Origin of the sequence: Brucella pseudintermedia (genome assembly GCF_008932435.1) — a bacterium.
Lineage (GTDB): Bacteria > Pseudomonadota > Alphaproteobacteria > Rhizobiales > Rhizobiaceae > Brucella > Brucella pseudintermedia.
On sequence record NZ_WBWE01000002.1, the window covers coordinates 156,120 to 174,415 of the forward strand.

The following is an 18,296-nucleotide window of genomic DNA, read 5'->3' on the forward strand; positions in this document are numbered from 1 at the left end:
ACGTTTCTGCGCCTATTGATTGATAATGGCAAGCCCGCGCATTTTGAACTCAATCGAGACGTCGGTTTGTGGCGGCAGGGCCTTCTCGACCGCCGGATCAACAATGAAAAGCTTGCCGTGCTCGGTCTCAATTTCATACTCGATATGATCGCCAAGATAGGCCGAATGCGCGACCCGTCCGGGAAAGCCGCCGCCCGTCCTTGGCTGGAGGGTCACCGCATTGGGACGGATCGCAAGCTGCGCCGGCCCTGGCCGGGCGTTGCGGGCAGCGACCCTGTGGGTCAGGCTTCCCACACGAATGACAGCTTCGCCTCCATCGGCTGTCACTACTTCACACGGTACCACATTCGCCTCCCCCATGAAGTCCGCAATGAAAGCGGAGGCTGGTGTTTCATAGAGATCACGCGGGCTTCCTTTCTGGGCGATGTTGCCTTCTTTCATGACGATGATCGTATCGGAAACGGCAAGCGCCTCGTCCTGATCATGTGTCACATAAACGGCAGTGAAGCCGAGCCGCTGCTGCAACTCGCGAATTTCAGTACGCACCCGGCGACGCAAGCGAGCATCGAGATTTGAAAGCGGTTCATCCAGAAGCAGAACCTGTGGCTCCAGCACGAGAGCGCGGGCGACCGCAACGCGCTGCTGCTGCCCACCCGAGAGTTCGGCAGGCAGGCGGTGCCCCATTCCTGCCAGACCGACGAGCTTCAGCCCCTCTTCCGCACGTTCGCGCGCTTCCGCCTTCTTCATGCCTGAAGATTCCAGGCCGTAGGCTACATTGTCGAGCGAACTCATATGCGGAAAGAGCGCGTAGGACTGGAAGACCATCGAAACATCACGCTCATTAGCTGGCAGGTTGGTCACATCCTTCCCACCAATCAGAATACGACCCGACGTTGGGTGTTCGAGCCCAGCCAGCAGCCGCAAAGTCGTCGTCTTGCCGCAACCGGATGGTCCAAGAAGCGTTACCAGAGTTCCCGGCTCGACAGTCAGGGACAGATCGGGCAAGGCGGTGAAATTACCGAACTTCTTGGTGACGTTTTCAAATGTAACGGAGCCGGGACGGATCGCAGTCATGCGGTTTTCTCCTGTCGAACGGATTTGACGGGAACGATAGCGGCAATGCGGTTTTCGCGCCTGAGCTTGCGTTCACCCACAAGAAGCTGAAAGCCTGTAATGACGACGATCATCACGACAATCAGCATCGATGAATATGCGATGGCCACACCGAATTGGCCGTTTTCGACCAGACCGACGATGTAGGATGTCGCCATGTTGTATTGCGCGGAGACAAGGAAAATGACCGCGCTGATGGAGGTGATGGCACGTACGAAGGAATAGACCAATGCCGCGGTGATTGCCGGGCGCAGGAGCGGCAGAATGACCTTGCGGATCGTGCGGAAGCTGTTTGCCCGCAACGTCAGGGAAGCTTCATCGAGGCTTTTGTCAAGCTGGCTCATGGCTGCGATGCCGCCACGCACGCCAACGGGCATATTGCGGAATACGAAACATGCGATCAGGATCAGCGCGGTTCCGGTCATTTCAAGCGGTGGCAAATTGAAAGCCATGATGTAGCTGACGCCGATAACCGTACCGGGAATGGCAAAGCTCAGCATAAGAGCAAATTCGAAGATATTGCGTCCGACAAAACGCTGGCGAACGATCAGATAGGCTGTCAGCAAACCGACCGCCGCAGTCAGTGGTGCCGAGAGCATTGAAATTTCCATGGTGGTCCAAAACGAGTTCCACGCCACGCCGCTCCATGCAATGCCGTTTTCGGTCCAATCGACGGAGAATGCACGCGCGTAATGTTCGACAGTCAGCGTATTATCGAGCCCCCACTGCCGTACGAAACCGCCAATAAGGATCATCGCATAAACAACGACAGTGAAAATCATCCACGGGATGACAAGAGCATAAACGCCAATCTTTAGCCCGCGGGGCAAGCCGACATGCATGCCGGAATCGCCCTTGCCCGTCACGGTTGCGAAATTCTTGCCCGAAAGCCAGACACGCTGGATGAGAAACGCGGTCAATGTAAAACACAGGAGCACGATAGCGAGAACCGCAGCGCGCGACGGATCGTTTTGCGCGCCCACCACAGCAAAGAATATTTCGGTCGACAGCACGCCATTGCTTCCCCCGAGCACCATTGGATTGCCGAAATCCGCCATACTTTCGATGAAGGCGATGAGAAATGCGTTGGCAAGGCCTGGCGCCATCAGCGGCAGAGAAACCCTACGAAAAGTCCGCCAGCGATCGGCGCGCAAAGTTTGCGATGCCTCTTCCATTGACGGCGACACCCCTTCCACAACGCCGATAAGCACGAGGAAGGAAATGGGGGTAAACGACAGGACCTGAGCGATCCATATGCCGATGAGTCCGTAAAGCCACCGTCCGGGTTCGACGCCGAATATATTGGACAACTGCTCCGTCACGACGCCTGCGCGGCCAAAAAGCAATGTCAGCGCAAGCCCTACAACGAAAGGCGGCGTGATGATCGGCAATATGGTGAGAAGCCGGAGACCTTTCTTGAAAGGAAAACCTGTGCGGGTTGCGACAAGGGCAAAGGCAAGCCCCAGCACAGTCGACCCTGTCGCTGTCATCAGCGCCAACCACAATGTGCGCCACGCAACGCCACATCGCCCGTCACCGACAACACAGGCGAGACTCCAGATCGAGGAATCCTGAATATTGCCAATGAACCCCTCCGGCTTGAACGAGCCGTCGAAATCCTGCACTGCGCCTGCGAACATGCTGATGACGGGATAGAAGACAAATACAGCCACCAACGCGACAAGCAGAGTGATGGAAGAGACGACAAAAGCGTCCCCTTTCATAACGCCGCGTTCCGCCACACCAAACGAAAAAATAAGCAGAAAGCACAGGCCTGTCAGGATTGCTCCTGCGCCGAAGGCCGGCTGGCCGTCTGCGAGCGTGCCGAACAGATTTTCGCTGATCGTCCAGTTCCAGCCAGAAAAGCCGATAGCCAGCCCTTGCAGCACCAGAAATATAACACCAAGGAGACTTGCCCAGACCAGAATGCCGCTACGACGCTCTACAGGCAATATGAAACGGGCAGAGGCGCAGAGAAGCATGAACACGGCGATAGCGCCAAGCCACGGACGCCCGAAGAAGGCCATTTGCCAGAAGCCCGGTGCTGTTGCACCGTCGCCATACATTCCGTCCAGCCAACCGAAACTCAGAAAGCCATCTTCAATGCGGTACCAAGGCAGCAAGACAAATGCTGCCAACGCCAGCATAAGAACAATATCCAGTCTGCGATTATGCTGTTTCATGAATGTCCGCGTCCTCCCCCATGGAGATTCCAAGGAATGACCAGCGCTCGGCTCCTGCATTCTTCAGGAATACCGCTGGCAGCTCCGCTATTTGGAAATGGTGCGTCGCACAACAGAAGCGGCGCACCCGGATTTCAAGCGAGCGAAAGATCAGTTGGCGTGCGCGCCGATTTCCTTGTCCCAGCGCTCGAGCAATTCCTTGCGCTTGGCCGGTTCGCCGTAGGTCTTGAAGTCATAATCAATGAGTTTGATATCCTCAAAGCGCGGAGATTCCTTTGGAACTTCAGCCGACTTGTTCGATGGCAACTGGAAGGACTTCGCATCCTTCATGTGCGACTGCACTTCTGCGGTCAGCGCCCAGTCGTACCATTTCTTGGCATTCTCCAGATTCTTGGCGCCCTTGACGATCGACATGGAGCCGATCTCGTAACCCGTACCTTCGCACGGTGCGACCGATTTTACTGGAAAGCCTTCGGCCGTCATCGAGACCGCATCGTGCATGAAGACGATGCCGATGCCTGTTTCGCCGCGCGCCGCGGATTTGACCGGGGCCGAGCCGGATTTGGTGTACTGCGATACGTTCTCGTTGAGCTTCTTCAAATATTCATAAGCTTTATCTTCACCCATGATCTGTACCAGCGTAGCCAGTGCCGTATAGGCCGTGCCCGAAGAATTCGGATTGGCCATCTGGATTTCGCCCTTGTAGGACGCGTCGAGCAGATCAGCCCAGCATTTTGGCTCTTTCAGGTTTTTCTTGGCCAGAATATCAGTGTTGTAACCCCAACCGAGCGCACCGGCATAAACACCAACCGTGCGGAATCCGGAGCTTTCGGCCTGCTTCTTGGCCCAATCATTCAACTGTTCGAGCATGGGCGATTTATATTCGAGCGTAAGTCCCTCAGCCGCGGCCTGAAGATGTGGATCGCCGGTGCCAGCCCACCAGATATCGGTCTTTGGATTACGCGCTTCGGCCCTTACCTTGGCGTAGGTTTCGCCAGAAGAAAGCCGCACCATGTTGACCTTGATGCCGGTATCCTTCTCAAACATGTTCTTCATCTGCTCGCAGATCACCACATCCGCCGAACAAATGAGATTGAGATTGCCTGCGGCCTGCGCAGAAAAAGCAAATGAAGATACGCCAGCGGACAGCGCCGCAACCAGAAATGCCGAACGCATTGTTTTCCTCCCTTTATACGGCGCCTCCACGCCGACGCTTTTGCAAGCGTGTGCACAGTCTTTGCCTTTTATGAAAGCCTGTCAATGCCTTTGTAAATTTTATTCTGAAATTATAAAAAATAATTCAATCATTCTGTTTTGAGCCATCATTTGCACAGCCATGCAAATTTTTACGGACAAAAGAAAAAGGCGACCGAAGCCGCCTTTCTGCTTTTCTGATGCCTATGCGATCAGCCAATTGCCATCAGGCTGGCATTTCCGCCGGCAGCGGTCGTATTAATAGAAGTTGAGACTTCTTCCAGAAGCCAATTAAGGCAATAGGCATCGTCCTTCGAAGCCAATTCTTCCGAGGAAGCGGCCTGCGTCAGCACCAATGGCCCTGGCAGGGCAGCTATCTTCTGGTTTACCTCCAGAATGCGCGCGCTGTCGCCTTCGATCAAAGCACCGGCAAACGGTGCATCCGCCTGCCAGTCCTTGCTCCAAGCGATACGGGCGGCAACGCTGGGCGGAAGATCCTTCACCTTGTCCTGCAGGCCGGAAGCTGCATCAATGACTGCCGTATTGCCGGTGGAAAGCGCTGCTGTGAGCTGGCGATAAAGGCCGGTTTCGGTCTGCGGCACCAGCAGGATACGCCCGCGCGGGTGCAGCGCATATAGGTTGCGCTCGCCGACCGGACCCGGCAACTCGATATCGAGACCGAGCGCCGAATTGCTTCCGGTTTCGCGCGCGGCCTGCGCCAGATCGTTCATGCCGCGCTGGCCAAGCCACTTGGCGAAATCCTTGAGCGCCGGATCGGTGTGAACCGAACTATGACGCGGCGGGATCGGGGCCGTTTCCACGAGACGTCCGAGATAGAGCGGACCGCCCGCTTTCGGGCCGGTGCCGGACAGGCCGCGTCCGCCGAAAGGCTGCACGCCGACAATGGCGCCGATGACATTGCGGTTGATATAAATATTACCGACGCGGATGCGATCCGCCACATTGGCGATAGTTTCGTCAAGGCGGGTATGCAGACCGAAAGTAAGCCCATAACCGGTTGCATTGATGTCATCGATCAGGCGTTCCATGTCGTCGCGCTTGTAACGCACCACATGCAAAACCGGACCGAAGACTTCCCGCTTCAGATCGCGAAGCGAGTTGATCTCGATGATGGTCGGCGCAACGAAAGTGCCGTGCTGCGCATCCGAGCCAAGTGGAAGCTGTTCCACCTTGCGACCGAGATCCCGCATACCTTGAATGTGCTTTTCAATGATGGTCTTCGCTTCATCAGTAATAACCGGCCCTATATCGACCTTGAGCCTGTCGGTTCGGCCGATGGAGAGTTCCTTCAGTGCGCCTTTGAGCATGGTGAGGATGCGGTCAGCCACATCCTCCTGGAGGCAGAGGACGCGCAGCGCCGAACAACGCTGACCGGCGCTGTCGAAGGCGGATGCAATCACGTCGAAGACGACCTGCTCTGCCAAGGCAGATGAATCCACGATCATGGCGTTCTGACCGCCGGTTTCGGCAATCAGCGGGATCGGCTTGCCATTTGGCAGCAGGCGCGATGCCAGCTGCGCCTGAATGAGACGCGCCACCTCCGTCGAACCAGTGAACATCACACCGCATGTTTCTTCGGCAGCAACCAACGCTGCCCCGATGCGGCCATCGCCCGGCAAAAGCTGCAAGGCATCGTCTGGAATGCCAGCCTCATGCAGAATGCGAACGCCCTGTGCTGCAATGAGCGGAGTTTCTTCGGCCGGCTTCGCCAGCACCGGATTGCCCGCGACGAGAGCGGCGGCAATCTGGCCCGTGAAGATCGCCAGCGGGAAATTCCACGGGCTGATGCAGACAATTGGTCCCAGCGCCTTATGAGCAACGCCCAAGGTGCGGCGGGCCTGTTCGGCATAATAGCGCAGGAAGTCGATGGCTTCGCGCACTTCGGCAATCGCGTTTGGCATGGATTTGCCCGCTTCGCGCATGATGAGACCGAGCAGAACCGGCATATCACGCTGCATAATGTCGGCTGCGCGTTCAAGACAGCCCGCACGTTCAGCAGGTAGAATCGCCGACCAGCTTGCCGTCGCCTTCTTTGCCGACTTCATGGCTTTGGCTACGTCTGCTTCGGCGATCTCAGTCACCTGGCCTACAACATCATTACGATCACCTGGATTGAGAACAGGACGGCTGGTTCCCTTCACCTTGGCGCCAGCAACTTGCGGCTCCGACGTCCATGCGCGATTGGTGCTGTCTTTCAGAATTTTGCTCAGTTCGGCAAGCGTGGTCTCGTTCGACAGGTCGAAACCATCGGAATTCTTACGAACGCCATAGAGATTTTCCGGCAGGGCAATCTGGTCGTGGCGTGCGCCGACAACAGCCATGGAGCGAACGACCTCAGCCGGATCGGCGATCAGCTCATTGACGGAAACACTTGCATCACCGATGCGGTTGACGAAGGAGGAATTCGCGCCGTTTTCCAGAAGACGGCGAACCAGATAGGCCAGCAGCGTCTCGTGCGTGCCGACTGGCGCGTAAATGCGAGCCGGACGGCCAAGCTTATCGGCGCCGACGACTTCATCATAAAGCGGCTCACCCATGCCGTGCAGGCACTGGAACTCGAACTTGCCGGTTTTGAAATCCGGGCCAGCCAGATGATAGATGGTAGCCAACGTCTGCGCATTGTGGGTTGCAAACTGCGGGAAAACGGCATCGGTCGCGGCAAGGAGCTTGCGGGCACAGGCGATGTAGGAAACATCGGTATGCACCTTGCGGGTATAAACCGGGAAATCTTCCAGCCCATCCACTTGCGCGCGTTTGATCTCGGCATCCCAATAAGCGCCCTTGACCAGACGAACCATGACGCGGCGCTTGTTCTGTCGCGCCAGATCGATGATGAAATCGAGCACGAACGGGCAACGCTTGCCATAGGCCTGCACCACGAAGCCGATACCTTCCCAATCTGCCAGTTCCGGGTCTTCGATCAGGCTCTGCAACAGGTCAAGCGACAGCTCCAGGCGGTCAGCTTCTTCGGCATCGATATTAAGGCCGATATTATAGGACTTGGCGATGACAGCGAGCGCCTTCACCTTGGGCAGAAGTTCGCCCATCACGCGCTCGCTCTGGGAGCGGACATAACGCGGGTGCAGAGCCGACAGCTTTATGGAAATGCCGGGACCGTCATAAATGCCTCGGCCAGCCGATGCACGGCCAATGGCGTGAATTGCGGTCTCGTAATCCTTGTAATAGCGCTCGGCGTCGGCGGCAGTCGTCGCGGCTTCACCCAGCATGTCGTAGGAATAGCGGAAACCGCGTTCTTCCAGCGGCTTGGCGCGTTTCAACGCTTCTTCGATAGTTTCGCCGGTGACAAACTGTTCGCCCATCATGCGCATGGCCATATCCACGCCGCGACGAATTACTGGTTCACCGCAGCGGGCGATGAGGCGAGTGAGAGCTGCCGACAGGCCACGATCATTGACCGTGTTCGTCAGCTTGCCTGTGACGACCAGACCCCAGGTCGCAGCATTGACGAAAAGCGAACGCCCGCCCCCAATATGGGACTTCCAGTCGCCATTCGAAATCTTGTCGCGGATCAGCGCGTCACGCGTCGCCATGTCCGGAATGCGCAGCAGAGCTTCGGCAAGGCACATTAGCGCCACGCCTTCCTGGCTCGACAGCGAATATTCATGCACCAGACCTTCGACGCCGGTGCCCTTATGCTTGGCGCGCAGCGCTTCGATCAGCTTGCGGGCGGTAGCACGGATTTGCTTGACTGTTTCTTCCGGTAAGGTTGCCTGTGCGACCAGTGCGGCAACGCATTCGGCTTCGGGACGACGATAAGCGGCGGTGATCGCCTGTCTTAGCGCGTTTTGCTCGCGGATCGGCGGCGCAAAATTCTGGAAAACCGGATTGGTGGGAGCGGGTAGTGTATCGGTCATGGTGCAATGCTCGCAAATGAAAACAGCCCCGAGCGTCTCTGCCCAGTTTAGCTCTGCTTTATGTGGGCGCACACTAACATTTGTCCAAATTGCCTTCTGCCTTCATTTGCTCCATATGAAGGATTATCGATCTTATTATTGGCTTTCTGAAAGGCAAAAAGAATGCGAAAGATAGATTCTTTAGACGATCTGGATCAGTTCGATCGGCGCATTCTGGAGGTCTTGAGCGAAGATGGACGTATTCCGGTCACGGAACTCTCTAAAAAAGTCGGTCTATCCAAGACGCCGTGTCAGGCCAGACTGAAAAGATTGGTCGACGAAGGTTATATTGTCGGCTTCCGTGCGGCCATTGATCCCGAAAAGCTTGGTCTCGATCATATCGCCTTCACGACAGTTAAACTGTCCGATACACGCGAAGCCGCGCTGGAAGCCTTCAACACGGCGGTGCGCAAAATTCGCGAAGTCGAAGAATGCCACATGATCGCAAGCTCTTTCGACTATCTGCTAAAAGTTCGAACGCCCAATATCCGGCGTTACCGCGAGGTGCTGGGCGAGAAGATTTCGAGCCTGCCCAATGTGGCAAGCACATCGACGTTTGTGGTTATGGAGTCGGTCAAGGATAACCGCCCGGTAAGGGTTTATCCGGGCGCATTGTAATTTCGTTATAGTGGCTCACCGGCCAGATAACGCTCAAGCGTTTTTACAGTGCCATCTTGCCAGATACGCAGGAGCGCGGATGAGAATGCCGTGACATAGGCTGGATTTGATGCAAGCGATCCGAAAATATCTTCCATTGCAAGCCAGGCCGAGGGATTGCTCCTGGCAAGAGCCGCCTGTCGAGCCAGGCGATCCCATGACGGATCATTGGGCTCGATTATCGCTCCGCTATCGGTGGAGCCATAGCAATAACGGCACCAGAAGGCGGAAACGAGCGCCAGTCCTGTCACAGACTTGCCTTCAGCCACCCGGTCAGACGCGGTAGGCAGAATGAATTTCGGCTGGCGGTTGGAACCATCGAGGCACAGCCGGCGGACAGTATCCCCGATGCTTGGATTGGCGAAGCGCTTGTCGATCAACACGCGATAGGCTTCAAGATCGGTATCCGGCACTGGCGGGACTTCCGGGATGATCTCCTCCCTTGTGAGCTTTTCCAGATAGCGTCGGATCAATGGATGCTCCATTGCCTCATGCACGAAATGAATATCGAGCAAGCCGCCCGGATAGGCGATAGCCGCATGGCCGCCATTCAGAATACGAATTTTCATCAATTCAAAAGCAGCGACCTGATCGGTGAACGTGACTCCAACCTTTTCCAGCGCCGGCCGTCCCGCCGGAAAATTGTCTTCCACCACCCACTGTTTGAAACCTTCGCAGAAAACCGGCCAGCCATCTTCGACCCCGAAATCCTTCGCTGCGATCTCGCGTTCTCGCGCGCCAGTGGCCGGAGTAATGCGATCCACCATGGAGTTCGGAAAAGCGACATTGGCTGAAATCCAGTCAGCAAAGACGGGATCAGCCAGTTTTGCCAGCCCTACGACAGCATCTTCCGTCACATGCCCATTGCCTGGAATGTTGTCGCACGACATCACGGTGAAAGGTTGTACGCCAGCCTCCTTGCGCAGCTTCAGGGCCTGCACGATCAGGCCGAACACAGTTTTCGGCCGATCTGGATGGGTCCCGTCGGCCACGATATCCGGATGCGCGGGATCGAAGGCCTGACTTGCCGGGTCGATATAATAGCCGCCTTCCGTAATGGTCATGGAAACTATGCGAGTATCGGGCGATGTGAGATAGGCCATCAGTGCCGATCGCCCTTGCTCCGTCGATATGGTCACATAATCAACCATCGAAGCGGTGATCCTGGCCTCCGCGTAGTCGGCCTCCTGTTCCACAACGGTGGTCAGCCAGTCCTGCGTTTTCAGCGTGTCGCGCATGGCATCGTCGCTGTCGCGCACGCCGGCACCCACCAGCGCCCAATCGTGCCCATCACCCATTCCGAACAGATCGTCCAGATAGACAGCCTGATGAGCCCGGTGAAAATTGCCGACGCCGAAATGCACGATTCCGGGTTTCAAACCGGAAGGGTCGTAACCTGGTTTATGCACCTTGTCGAAGCTCTGGAGCGTGGCGCGCGACAGCTTGGTCATGACGATTTCCTTCAATTCAATCGGGTACGAACTGGACTTTCATCGTGGCTGGATCGCCGCCCTTCTTGGTGAAGTAAGGCAGCATCTCACGGAGGGGCAATTGGTGCGAAACGAGGCGCGCCATTTCGCCCTTGTCCTGTTTGAGGGTTTCCAAAGCCTGCGGAATGTTGCGATTGAGCGAATGTGAACCGACAATACGGATCTGGCGACGGAAAATTTCGAAAGGTGCAACCGAAATCCGGGCATCCGGTGCGCAAACGCCGAACACCAGAACCGTACCTCCGTCAGCCGCAAAGCCAACCATGCTTTCAACGACCTTGGCAATCCCCGTCGCATCTGCAACAAAATCGAAGCTGCGCCTGCGCTTATCCAGCTTCTCCGAACCCGAAACGACTGCCTCGAGACCCAGGCTCTCGACAAAGGCCAGACGATGTTCATTGATATCAGCCACTGCAATGCGCTTTACGCCCTGCGCTTTCAGGGACAATGCGAGCAACAGCCCGATCGGCCCTGCACCGAAGACGAGCGCATTTTCGGCTCCGCCTGCGCCAGTCTTCAGTTCCGCCGCACCAAGTCCGTTGAGAACACAGGCAAGCGGTTCCGCAAGGGCTGCTACATTATATGGCAGGTCTCCGATGGAATGGAGGTGGCTGGCCTCAACGAGGCTCGTACCTGCAAAGCCGCCATTGTGCGTCACTCCATAGGCTTTCAAATCCGAACAGAGGTTGGTCAGCCCCTTGAGGCAGGCGCGGCAACGACCGCAGGGAATATTCGGATCGACCGCAACGCGGTCGCCAACTTTCACATTGGTCACATCTTCGGCAATGGCCACCACCGTTCCTGCATATTCATGCCCCGGCACCAGCGGAAATGCGCTGACCCCATATCGACCATGCAGGACATCGATGTCGGTATGGCAAAGGCCCGACGCCTTGACGTCGATCAGGGCGTGCCCCGGCTGCAATGCCGGTTCCGGCAGATCGGCCAGACACGCTTCGCCATGGCCGGTAAAGTAGATCGCTTTCATTGCAATATCCCAGCTTCGTCTCAAGCCATCCAGTTGCCGCCGTCAACGCCAAAGGTCTGGGCCAGGATATAGTCGCTATCAGATGACGCCAGGAACACCGCCATGCCGGTGATATCGTCCGGTGTCGCGAAGCGACCGATTGGCACAGACTTTGCCACGGCCGCTTTTTTCTCGCCCGGCTTCAACCCTTCCCATTTCGCGAAATTCGCATCCACCACATCCCAGTGCTCGCCGTCCACCACGCCGGGCGCGATTGCGTTGACGTTGATGCCGTATTTGACCAGAGCAAGAGCGGCCGACTGCGTGGCAGAAATGATCGCGGCCTTCGATGCGCAATAGAGCGTCACCAGCGCCTCGCCGCGCCGACCCGCCTGGCTCGCCATATTGATGATCTTGCCGCCGCGCCCGCGCCGGATCATCACATTTGAAACCGCCTTCATCATGAAGAGCGGCCCCTTCAGGTTAATGCCCAACACACGTTCATAGCTCTGTTCTGTCAGTTCATTTACGGGAGCCATGTCGAAGATCGCCGCATTGTTAACCAGAATGTCGATACCTCCATATTCCGCATCAATCTCCGCGACGACCTTGTCAATCTGAGCCAGGTCAGTCACGTCAAGTTTCACCGCCTTGGCCGGATGGCCGATGCTACGCGCGGCCTGTTCTGCCCGCTCGATATTGATATCGGCAATAATGACCTTCGCGCCCTCACGCGCGTAGGCTTCAGCGAAGCCAAGTCCGATACCGCGCGCCGCACCGGTGATGAGGGCGACCTTGTCTTTCAGTCTCATGGGGATACTCCGGGAGTTGCAATCCGCACTCAAAGGTGCGCTTTCTTTTCCGTCAGCAATAAAGGATGCCGTTCAAACCGCTCCAAAGCCCTGCCGTCAGGTGTAAACAAATGCACGTCGCCGGGGTCAAAACCTAGACTGGCCGTTTCATGCGCACGCGCCGCGCTGCCGCCGCCTGCCTCCGCAACAATCAGGCCGGACGCGCTTTCATTTTGCACATAGAGATAAGTTTCACCGCCAAGGCGTTCGACAACCATGATTTCGCCTTCGAGTAAGCCATTGGAGGCCGGGTGAAGGTGTTCCGGGCGGATACCCAAAACCAGCGGCGTACCGGCGCTGACGCTCTCACCTTTGATGGGTGCTTTGACGGAACGTCCATTGGCGAGTTGGACTGTCACCCCGTCGGCATCAACGGCGCTTGCTTTGACTTCGATGAAATTCATGGTCGGCGAGCCGATAAAACCGGCCACAAAGCGATTGACCGGATGATGGTAAAGCTCCAGCGGCGACCCCACCTGCTCCACCTTGCCATCGCGGAGAACCACGATCTTGTGCGCAAGCGTCATGGCCTCCACCTGATCATGCGTGACATAGATCATTGTCGCATTGAGGCGGTCGTGCAGACGTGCCAGTTCGATGCGCATTTGTACACGCAATGCGGCATCAAGATTGGAAAGCGGTTCATCGAACAGGAAAATCTTCGGTTCGCGCACCATGGCGCGCCCAATGGCAACGCGCTGGCGCTGCCCGCCCGAAAGCTGCTTCGGCTTGCGGTCGAGTAGCTGATCGAGTTGCAGCGTTTTTGCAACTTCTTCCACCTTGCGGTCCCGTTCAGCCTTGGCGACGCCAGCGAGTTTCAGCGCAAAACCCATATTGTCGCGTACGTTCATATGCGGATAGAGCGCGTAGGTCTGGAAAACCATGGCAAGACCGCGCTCATCCGGCGGCGTATCGTTGATACGCTCTCCGTCAATGGCGAGGTCCCCGCTGGTAATTTCCTCAAGTCCAGCGATCATGCGCAGTAGCGTTGACTTGCCGGAGCCGGACGGACCGACGAAAACCACAAACTCGCGGTCGGCAATATCCAGATCGACACCTTTGATGACATCAATGTTGCCGAAGGACTTGGTGGCGTTTTTCAATGAAAGTGTAGCCATTTCGTTCCCTTTATTTCACGGCGCCGAAGGTGAGACCGCGCACGAGCTGGCGCTGCGTGACCCATCCGAAGACAAGGATCGGCGCAATGGCCAGCGTGGACGCCGCCGAGAGTTTTGCCCAGAACAATCCTTCAGGTGATGAGAAGGAAGCGATGAAGGCGGTGAGAGGACCCGCTTGCGAAGCTGTAAGATTGAGGCTCCAGAACGCTTCGTTCCAGCACAGGATGATGGAAAGAAGCGCGGTCGACGCGATGCCCGGAAGGCTTAGCGGCAAAAGCAGATAGCGTATCTGCTGGCCGACTTTCGCACCATCCATACGGCTTGCTTCTAGGATTTCGCCCGGCACTTCCTTGAAAAAGGAATAGAGCATCCAGACTACAATGGGCAGATTGGACAGGGTGAAGATGATGATAAGGCCCGTGCGTGTATCAAGGAGGCCGCTATCACGCGCTAAAAGATAGATCGGCACCAGTACGCCAACGGCGGGCAGCATCTTGGTAGACAGCATCCACAAGAGAAGGTCTTTGGTGCGATTGCCCGGGAAGAACGCCGCGGCATATGCAGCGGGCACCGCAATGACAAGCGAGAGTATGGTCGCGCCCAAACTTTCAACGATACTGTTCATCGCATAGCGGAAATAATCGGCGCGCTGATTGACCGCGACAAAATTCTCCAGCGTCGGCTCAAAGAACAGTTTTGGCGGCGCTACCGCATCGATTTCCGTCTTGAATGCTGCAAGCAGCATCCAGAGGATCGGGAAAAACATCAGCAGCGCCACGATCCAGCCGATAATCCCGGCCGTGACTGCGGCCCCGTTGATCCTGCGTTTTGCAGTCATGGGTCAGCCCTCCTAACTATCCAGATTTCGTGCGACGGTCCGGATCAGGAACGCCGCAACAATGTTGGCCAGGATGATGGCGATAACGCCGGCTGCGGAAGCGCCGCCAATATCCCATTGCAGGAGCGCTTTCAGATAGATGAAATAGGTGAGCGTCGTCGTTGCGATGCCCGGCCCACCCGAAGTCGTAACGAGGATTTCCGCAAAGACGGAAAGAAGGAAAATCGTCTGGATCATGATGACGACCGAAATCGGGCGCAGCAGGTGCGGCAGCACGATATAAAAAAACATGACCGGCCCTTTGGCGCCATCAAGGCGGGCAGCCTCCATCTGTTCGCGGTCGAGCGACTGCATGGCTGTCATCAGGATCAGCGTCGCAAACGGCACCCATTGCCACGAAACGATCATGATGATGGAGGCCATTGGAAACTGTGAAAACCAGTCGATGACCGGCAATCCGAAACTGCGCGAGATGAAGGCGAACAGCCCGTTCACCGGATGCATCAAAAGGTTTTTCCAGATTAGCGCCGACACAGTCGGCATAACGAAGAACGGCGCTATTACCAGAAGCCGCGCGATGTTTTTGCCCCAATACTCCTGATCGAAGAGCACGGCAAAGAGTACGCCGCAGACCACAGATATAACCAGAACAGAAACAACGAGAATAAGCGTCTTGGCGATCGCCGACCAAAGCGTGGGATCGGACAAGAGGAAAGAATAATTCGAGAAACCGGCGAAGCCAGTAATGAACGGATTGATCAGATTGTAGTACTGGAATGAGAACCACAGCGTCATCGACAGCGGAACGATCATCCAAAGCAGAAGTAGTATGACTGCCGGAGCGAGCAGCGGCCCCGTGCGGACACTGCGACGCGACTTGGCGGCGAATCGTGATCTTGTGCCTGAGGCCAACGCCTGGTTTGCTGGCATTCGGACCTACCCTCCCTTCCCGTTTCGGATTCGCCACAGCGAACGTCTACGAAATCAGGCCAGCCGCCCTCCTCCTCCGAAGACGACAGGCCGCCAGAGCATTTCCAGCAAAGTGTGAACGTTTTTGCATGCGGGAAATGCGCGAGGCAAATAGTCAGAGCGGTTCCGACGGGTTAGGTCAAAACCGCTCTTTGCGCAGTTACTTGATGTAACCCGCCTGCGTCATGATCTGTTCGACCTGACGCTGCGCGCCGTCGAGCGCCGCGTCCACACTCTGCTGACCGGCAACAGCCGACGAAATCGCCTGACCGACCAATGTGCCGATTGCCTGGAATTCAGGAATGGCTACAAACTGGATGCCTGTATAAGGAACCGGATCCTTGGTAGGCTTGGTCGGATCGGCTGACTCAATGGCTTTCAGCACCGTGTCAGCGAAGGGAGCTGCCTTCTTGTATTCCTCATTGGCATAAGTGGACTGGCGCGTACCCGGAGGAACCGCAACCCAGCCCTCAGACTTGCCTACAAGCTCCACATACTCTTTGGACGTTGCCCATTTCAGGAACGATTTTGCAGCCTCAACCTTCTTGCTCGATGCCGGAATTGCGAGATTCCAGGACCAAGCCCAGGAGGAACCATTCGGCGTTACCTCTACCGGCGCCTTGGTGAAGGCAACCTTGTCCGCGACCTGGCTCTGTTTTGGATCATAAATACGACCCGCCGCCGAAGTGGCGTCAATCCACATGGCGCAATGACCAGTCGAGAAAAGCGCCTGGTTTTCATTGAAACCATTCGAGGTAATTCCGGGAGGGCCCGCTTCCTTCATCAGATCGACATAGAAGTTGATTGCCTTCTTCCATTCGTCGGAATTGATCTGCGGCTTCCAGTTTTCGTCAAACCAACGGCCACCGAACGTGTTGATGAGCGTGCCGAGATAGGCCATGTTTTCGCCCCAGCCCGGCTTTCCGCGCAGGCAGAGACCATATTGCTCCTTCGACTTGTCGGTGAGCTTGGTCGCGAAATCCTTGATTTCCGCATAGGTTGGCGCATCAGGCATTTTGAGGCCTGCCGCGTCGAACAGGTCCTTGCGGTAAAGCGTAAACGAACTTTCAGCGTAGAACGGAACGGCGTAAAGCTTGCCATCGACCGTCAAACCAGCGCGAACCGGCTTGATGAGATCGTCATAACCGTAATCATCACCAAGGTCGTCGACCGGCAGAAGCCATCCGGCCTTGCCCCAGATTGGCGTCTCGTAACCGCCAATGGTCAGGATATCAAACTGGCCGCTCTTGGTGGCGATATCGGTCGTGACGCGCTGGCGCAGCACGTTTTCCTCGAGCACAACCCAGTTGATTTTGTTACCGGTCGCTTTCTCCCACTCCGGCGACAGTTTCTGCATGATGATCATGTCGCCATTATTGACCGTTGCTACAGTGAGCTCCTCCGCCCACGCAGCTCCAGCAATAAGCGCGACACCTGCGGCAGACGCGATAAGCCCTGCAACATAAGACTTGGTCCGCATTTCGTCTCCTCCTTTACGAATGCATAGCAAAATTCTTACATATGTAAAATTTATGGCGCGAGCCTTCGCGGCTTGTCAAGCACGGTTTTCAATTTTGCGTTGCGAGGAGAAATGACCGCTGCATGAACAATACGGTCGAAAGCACGGGCATTTCCACCTGACAAATTCACGAGTTACTGTTTTAGCATAGATGGATAGTCATCGCATCATTCTCGGCAATGACATTTGTCGGCTTGACGTCCCGCGCGGCCTTTGACAGTTTGACCAGATATCGCCTGTTGGAGAATAAAGGCGAACGGAGCTGGAGGAACATCCTGAAATCATTGACGAAGCAGCAATCGGACTCAGATTCTGTCCTGAGAAATCAGCGCGTTCCATTTTACATGGCCGCTTCGCCAAAAGCAGCTTTGCCGGGTGCGGCCAACCTACGACGATTTACGAACAGGACATAGAGACGTGCGCAAGACGATACGCACCATGGAGGATTTTTCGGAATTCGTGGGGCTTTCACGTCCGACGGTGTCGAAATATTTCAGCGATCCCTCGTCCGTCCGGCCCAAGACGCGGGAACTGATAGAAGCCGCGATCAAGCAGTCCGGTTTTCGTCCCAATCTTTTCGCAGTGAACCTCAATCGGCGTCGCACGACTATTCTGGGTATCATCATTCCCAACCAGCTCGACCACTTCTACATGGCGATGACAAAACGATTGCAATCGCTGGCAGAACAACGCGGCTATCTGGCGATTGTTCTGTCTTCCGATGGCAAGCCCGAACTTGAGAAGCAGGCAATCGAAACCTTGCGCTCTCTCAATGTCGCCGGCGCCATTATCGCGCCGCTCGGTGAAGCTTCGCAGCATTCAACGCTGGCGCGTCTCGCCGAAGATGTACCTATCGTCTATGTCGACTCTCCGCTCGACAGTACTTCGCCCTTTGTCGGGACCGATAATCTCAAATCCTTCCATCTGATTGTCGATTACCTATGCCGCTCAGGCAGTGAGCCATGCTATTTTTCCATGCCAATGGTTAACAACAACGCAGTCAAGCGGCAGGAAGCCTATCGTCTGGCAATGGAAAAGCTCGGTTATGAGCCGCGCATTATCGATCTCGAACAAAGCCGCAGCTGGGATTTCGAACGTTATGCGTTTGAGCAGACCGCACGAATTCTGCGCGAAAAAGGCCGGCTTCCGACGAGCACCGTTCTATGCTCAAACGACCGCATCGCCTTCGGCGTCACCAGCGCGCTCTGGCAGGCCGGTCTTAAAATCGGCAGGCTGAAGGATTGTGACGTTCGTGTCGCGGGTCACGATAATAATCCGCTGTCGGAATATACCTGCCCCCCGCTCACAACGGTGGCTCAGGATTATAACGAGATCGGACGGCTGGCGATTGAACTCTTGTTTCGGACACTGGGTGAAACACCAGACGATCGGCTGGAACTGCCCACAACCCAGCGCGTCCTGTTGAATGCAGAAATCAAACTCCGCATGAGCGCATGAAATG

General features: G+C 56.1%; 13 protein-coding genes. 2 read left to right on the top strand and 11 right to left on the bottom strand.

Annotated elements, in window-relative coordinates; translation table 11 throughout:
- Positions 1–12 precede the first annotated feature (12 nt).
- The 4 genes from F9K78_RS03280 to putA all read right to left on the bottom strand — a co-directional run bounded on the left by F9K78_RS03280 (position 13) and on the right by putA (position 8,386).
- Positions 13–1,074 (bottom strand): ABC transporter ATP-binding protein, encoded by a 1,062-nt coding sequence (locus F9K78_RS03280; RefSeq protein ID WP_121985281.1) that lies wholly within the window; start codon positions 1,072–1,074, stop codon positions 13–15.
- Entirely contained in the window at positions 1,071–3,296 is a 2,226-nt protein-coding gene (locus F9K78_RS03285; RefSeq protein ID WP_121985280.1) for an ABC transporter permease, read from the bottom strand. The genes F9K78_RS03280 and F9K78_RS03285 overlap by 4 nt, the downstream gene beginning before the upstream one ends.
- Positions 3,297–3,446: 150 nt before the next feature.
- The gene (locus F9K78_RS03290) at positions 3,447–4,472 is read right to left on the bottom strand and encodes an ABC transporter substrate-binding protein (protein ID WP_121985279.1); all 1,026 of its coding nucleotides are present in this window, start codon (positions 4,470–4,472) and stop codon (positions 3,447–3,449) included.
- Between the two features lie 230 nt (positions 4,473–4,702).
- Positions 4,703–8,386: a trifunctional transcriptional regulator/proline dehydrogenase/L-glutamate gamma-semialdehyde dehydrogenase gene (gene putA / locus F9K78_RS03295; RefSeq protein WP_121981924.1), complete on the bottom strand. Its 3,684-nt coding sequence runs from the start codon at positions 8,384–8,386 to the stop codon at positions 4,703–4,705.
- 162 nt (positions 8,387–8,548) lie between these two features.
- Between putA and F9K78_RS03300 the strand changes: the two genes are divergently transcribed.
- Positions 8,549–9,043 (top strand): Lrp/AsnC family transcriptional regulator, encoded by a 495-nt coding sequence (locus F9K78_RS03300; RefSeq protein WP_025090034.1) that lies wholly within the window; start codon positions 8,549–8,551, stop codon positions 9,041–9,043.
- A gap of 5 nt (positions 9,044–9,048) precedes the next feature.
- Here F9K78_RS03300 and F9K78_RS03305 read toward each other — a convergent pair whose 3' ends face one another.
- The 7 genes from F9K78_RS03305 to F9K78_RS03335 all read right to left on the bottom strand — a co-directional run bounded on the left by F9K78_RS03305 (position 9,049) and on the right by F9K78_RS03335 (position 16,795).
- On the bottom strand, positions 9,049–10,533 hold the full coding sequence (locus tag F9K78_RS03305) for a mannitol dehydrogenase family protein (protein ID WP_121982044.1): 1,485 nt from the start codon (positions 10,531–10,533) through the stop codon (positions 9,049–9,051).
- A gap of 16 nt (positions 10,534–10,549) precedes the next feature.
- Positions 10,550–11,560 (bottom strand): zinc-dependent alcohol dehydrogenase family protein, encoded by a 1,011-nt coding sequence (locus F9K78_RS03310; protein WP_121985278.1) that lies wholly within the window; start codon positions 11,558–11,560, stop codon positions 10,550–10,552.
- 20 nt (positions 11,561–11,580) lie between these two features.
- Complete coding sequence (locus tag F9K78_RS03315; protein ID WP_121981926.1) at positions 11,581–12,351, bottom strand: L-iditol 2-dehydrogenase; 771 nt, start codon at positions 12,349–12,351, stop codon at positions 11,581–11,583.
- 29 nt (positions 12,352–12,380) lie between these two features.
- Positions 12,381–13,508 carry an ABC transporter ATP-binding protein gene (locus F9K78_RS03320; protein ID WP_121981927.1) on the bottom strand — a complete coding sequence of 376 codons (1,128 nt, stop codon included), beginning with the start codon at positions 13,506–13,508 and terminating at the stop codon, positions 12,381–12,383.
- A gap of 10 nt (positions 13,509–13,518) precedes the next feature.
- Positions 13,519–14,346 carry a carbohydrate ABC transporter permease gene (locus tag F9K78_RS03325; RefSeq protein ID WP_121981928.1) on the bottom strand — a complete coding sequence of 276 codons (828 nt, stop codon included), beginning with the start codon at positions 14,344–14,346 and terminating at the stop codon, positions 13,519–13,521.
- A gap of 12 nt (positions 14,347–14,358) precedes the next feature.
- The gene (locus F9K78_RS03330; protein WP_121981929.1) at positions 14,359–15,276 is read right to left on the bottom strand and encodes a carbohydrate ABC transporter permease; all 918 of its coding nucleotides are present in this window, start codon (positions 15,274–15,276) and stop codon (positions 14,359–14,361) included.
- 199 nt (positions 15,277–15,475) lie between these two features.
- Positions 15,476–16,795, bottom strand: a complete 1,320-nt coding sequence (locus F9K78_RS03335) for an ABC transporter substrate-binding protein (RefSeq protein ID WP_121981930.1) — start codon at positions 16,793–16,795, stop codon at positions 15,476–15,478.
- Between the two features lie 477 nt (positions 16,796–17,272).
- Here F9K78_RS03335 and F9K78_RS03340 point away from each other — a divergent pair, with 477 nt between their 5' ends.
- The gene (locus F9K78_RS03340) at positions 17,273–18,292 is read left to right on the top strand and encodes a LacI family DNA-binding transcriptional regulator (protein WP_121985393.1); all 1,020 of its coding nucleotides are present in this window, start codon (positions 17,273–17,275) and stop codon (positions 18,290–18,292) included.
- Positions 18,293–18,296 lie beyond the last annotated feature (4 nt).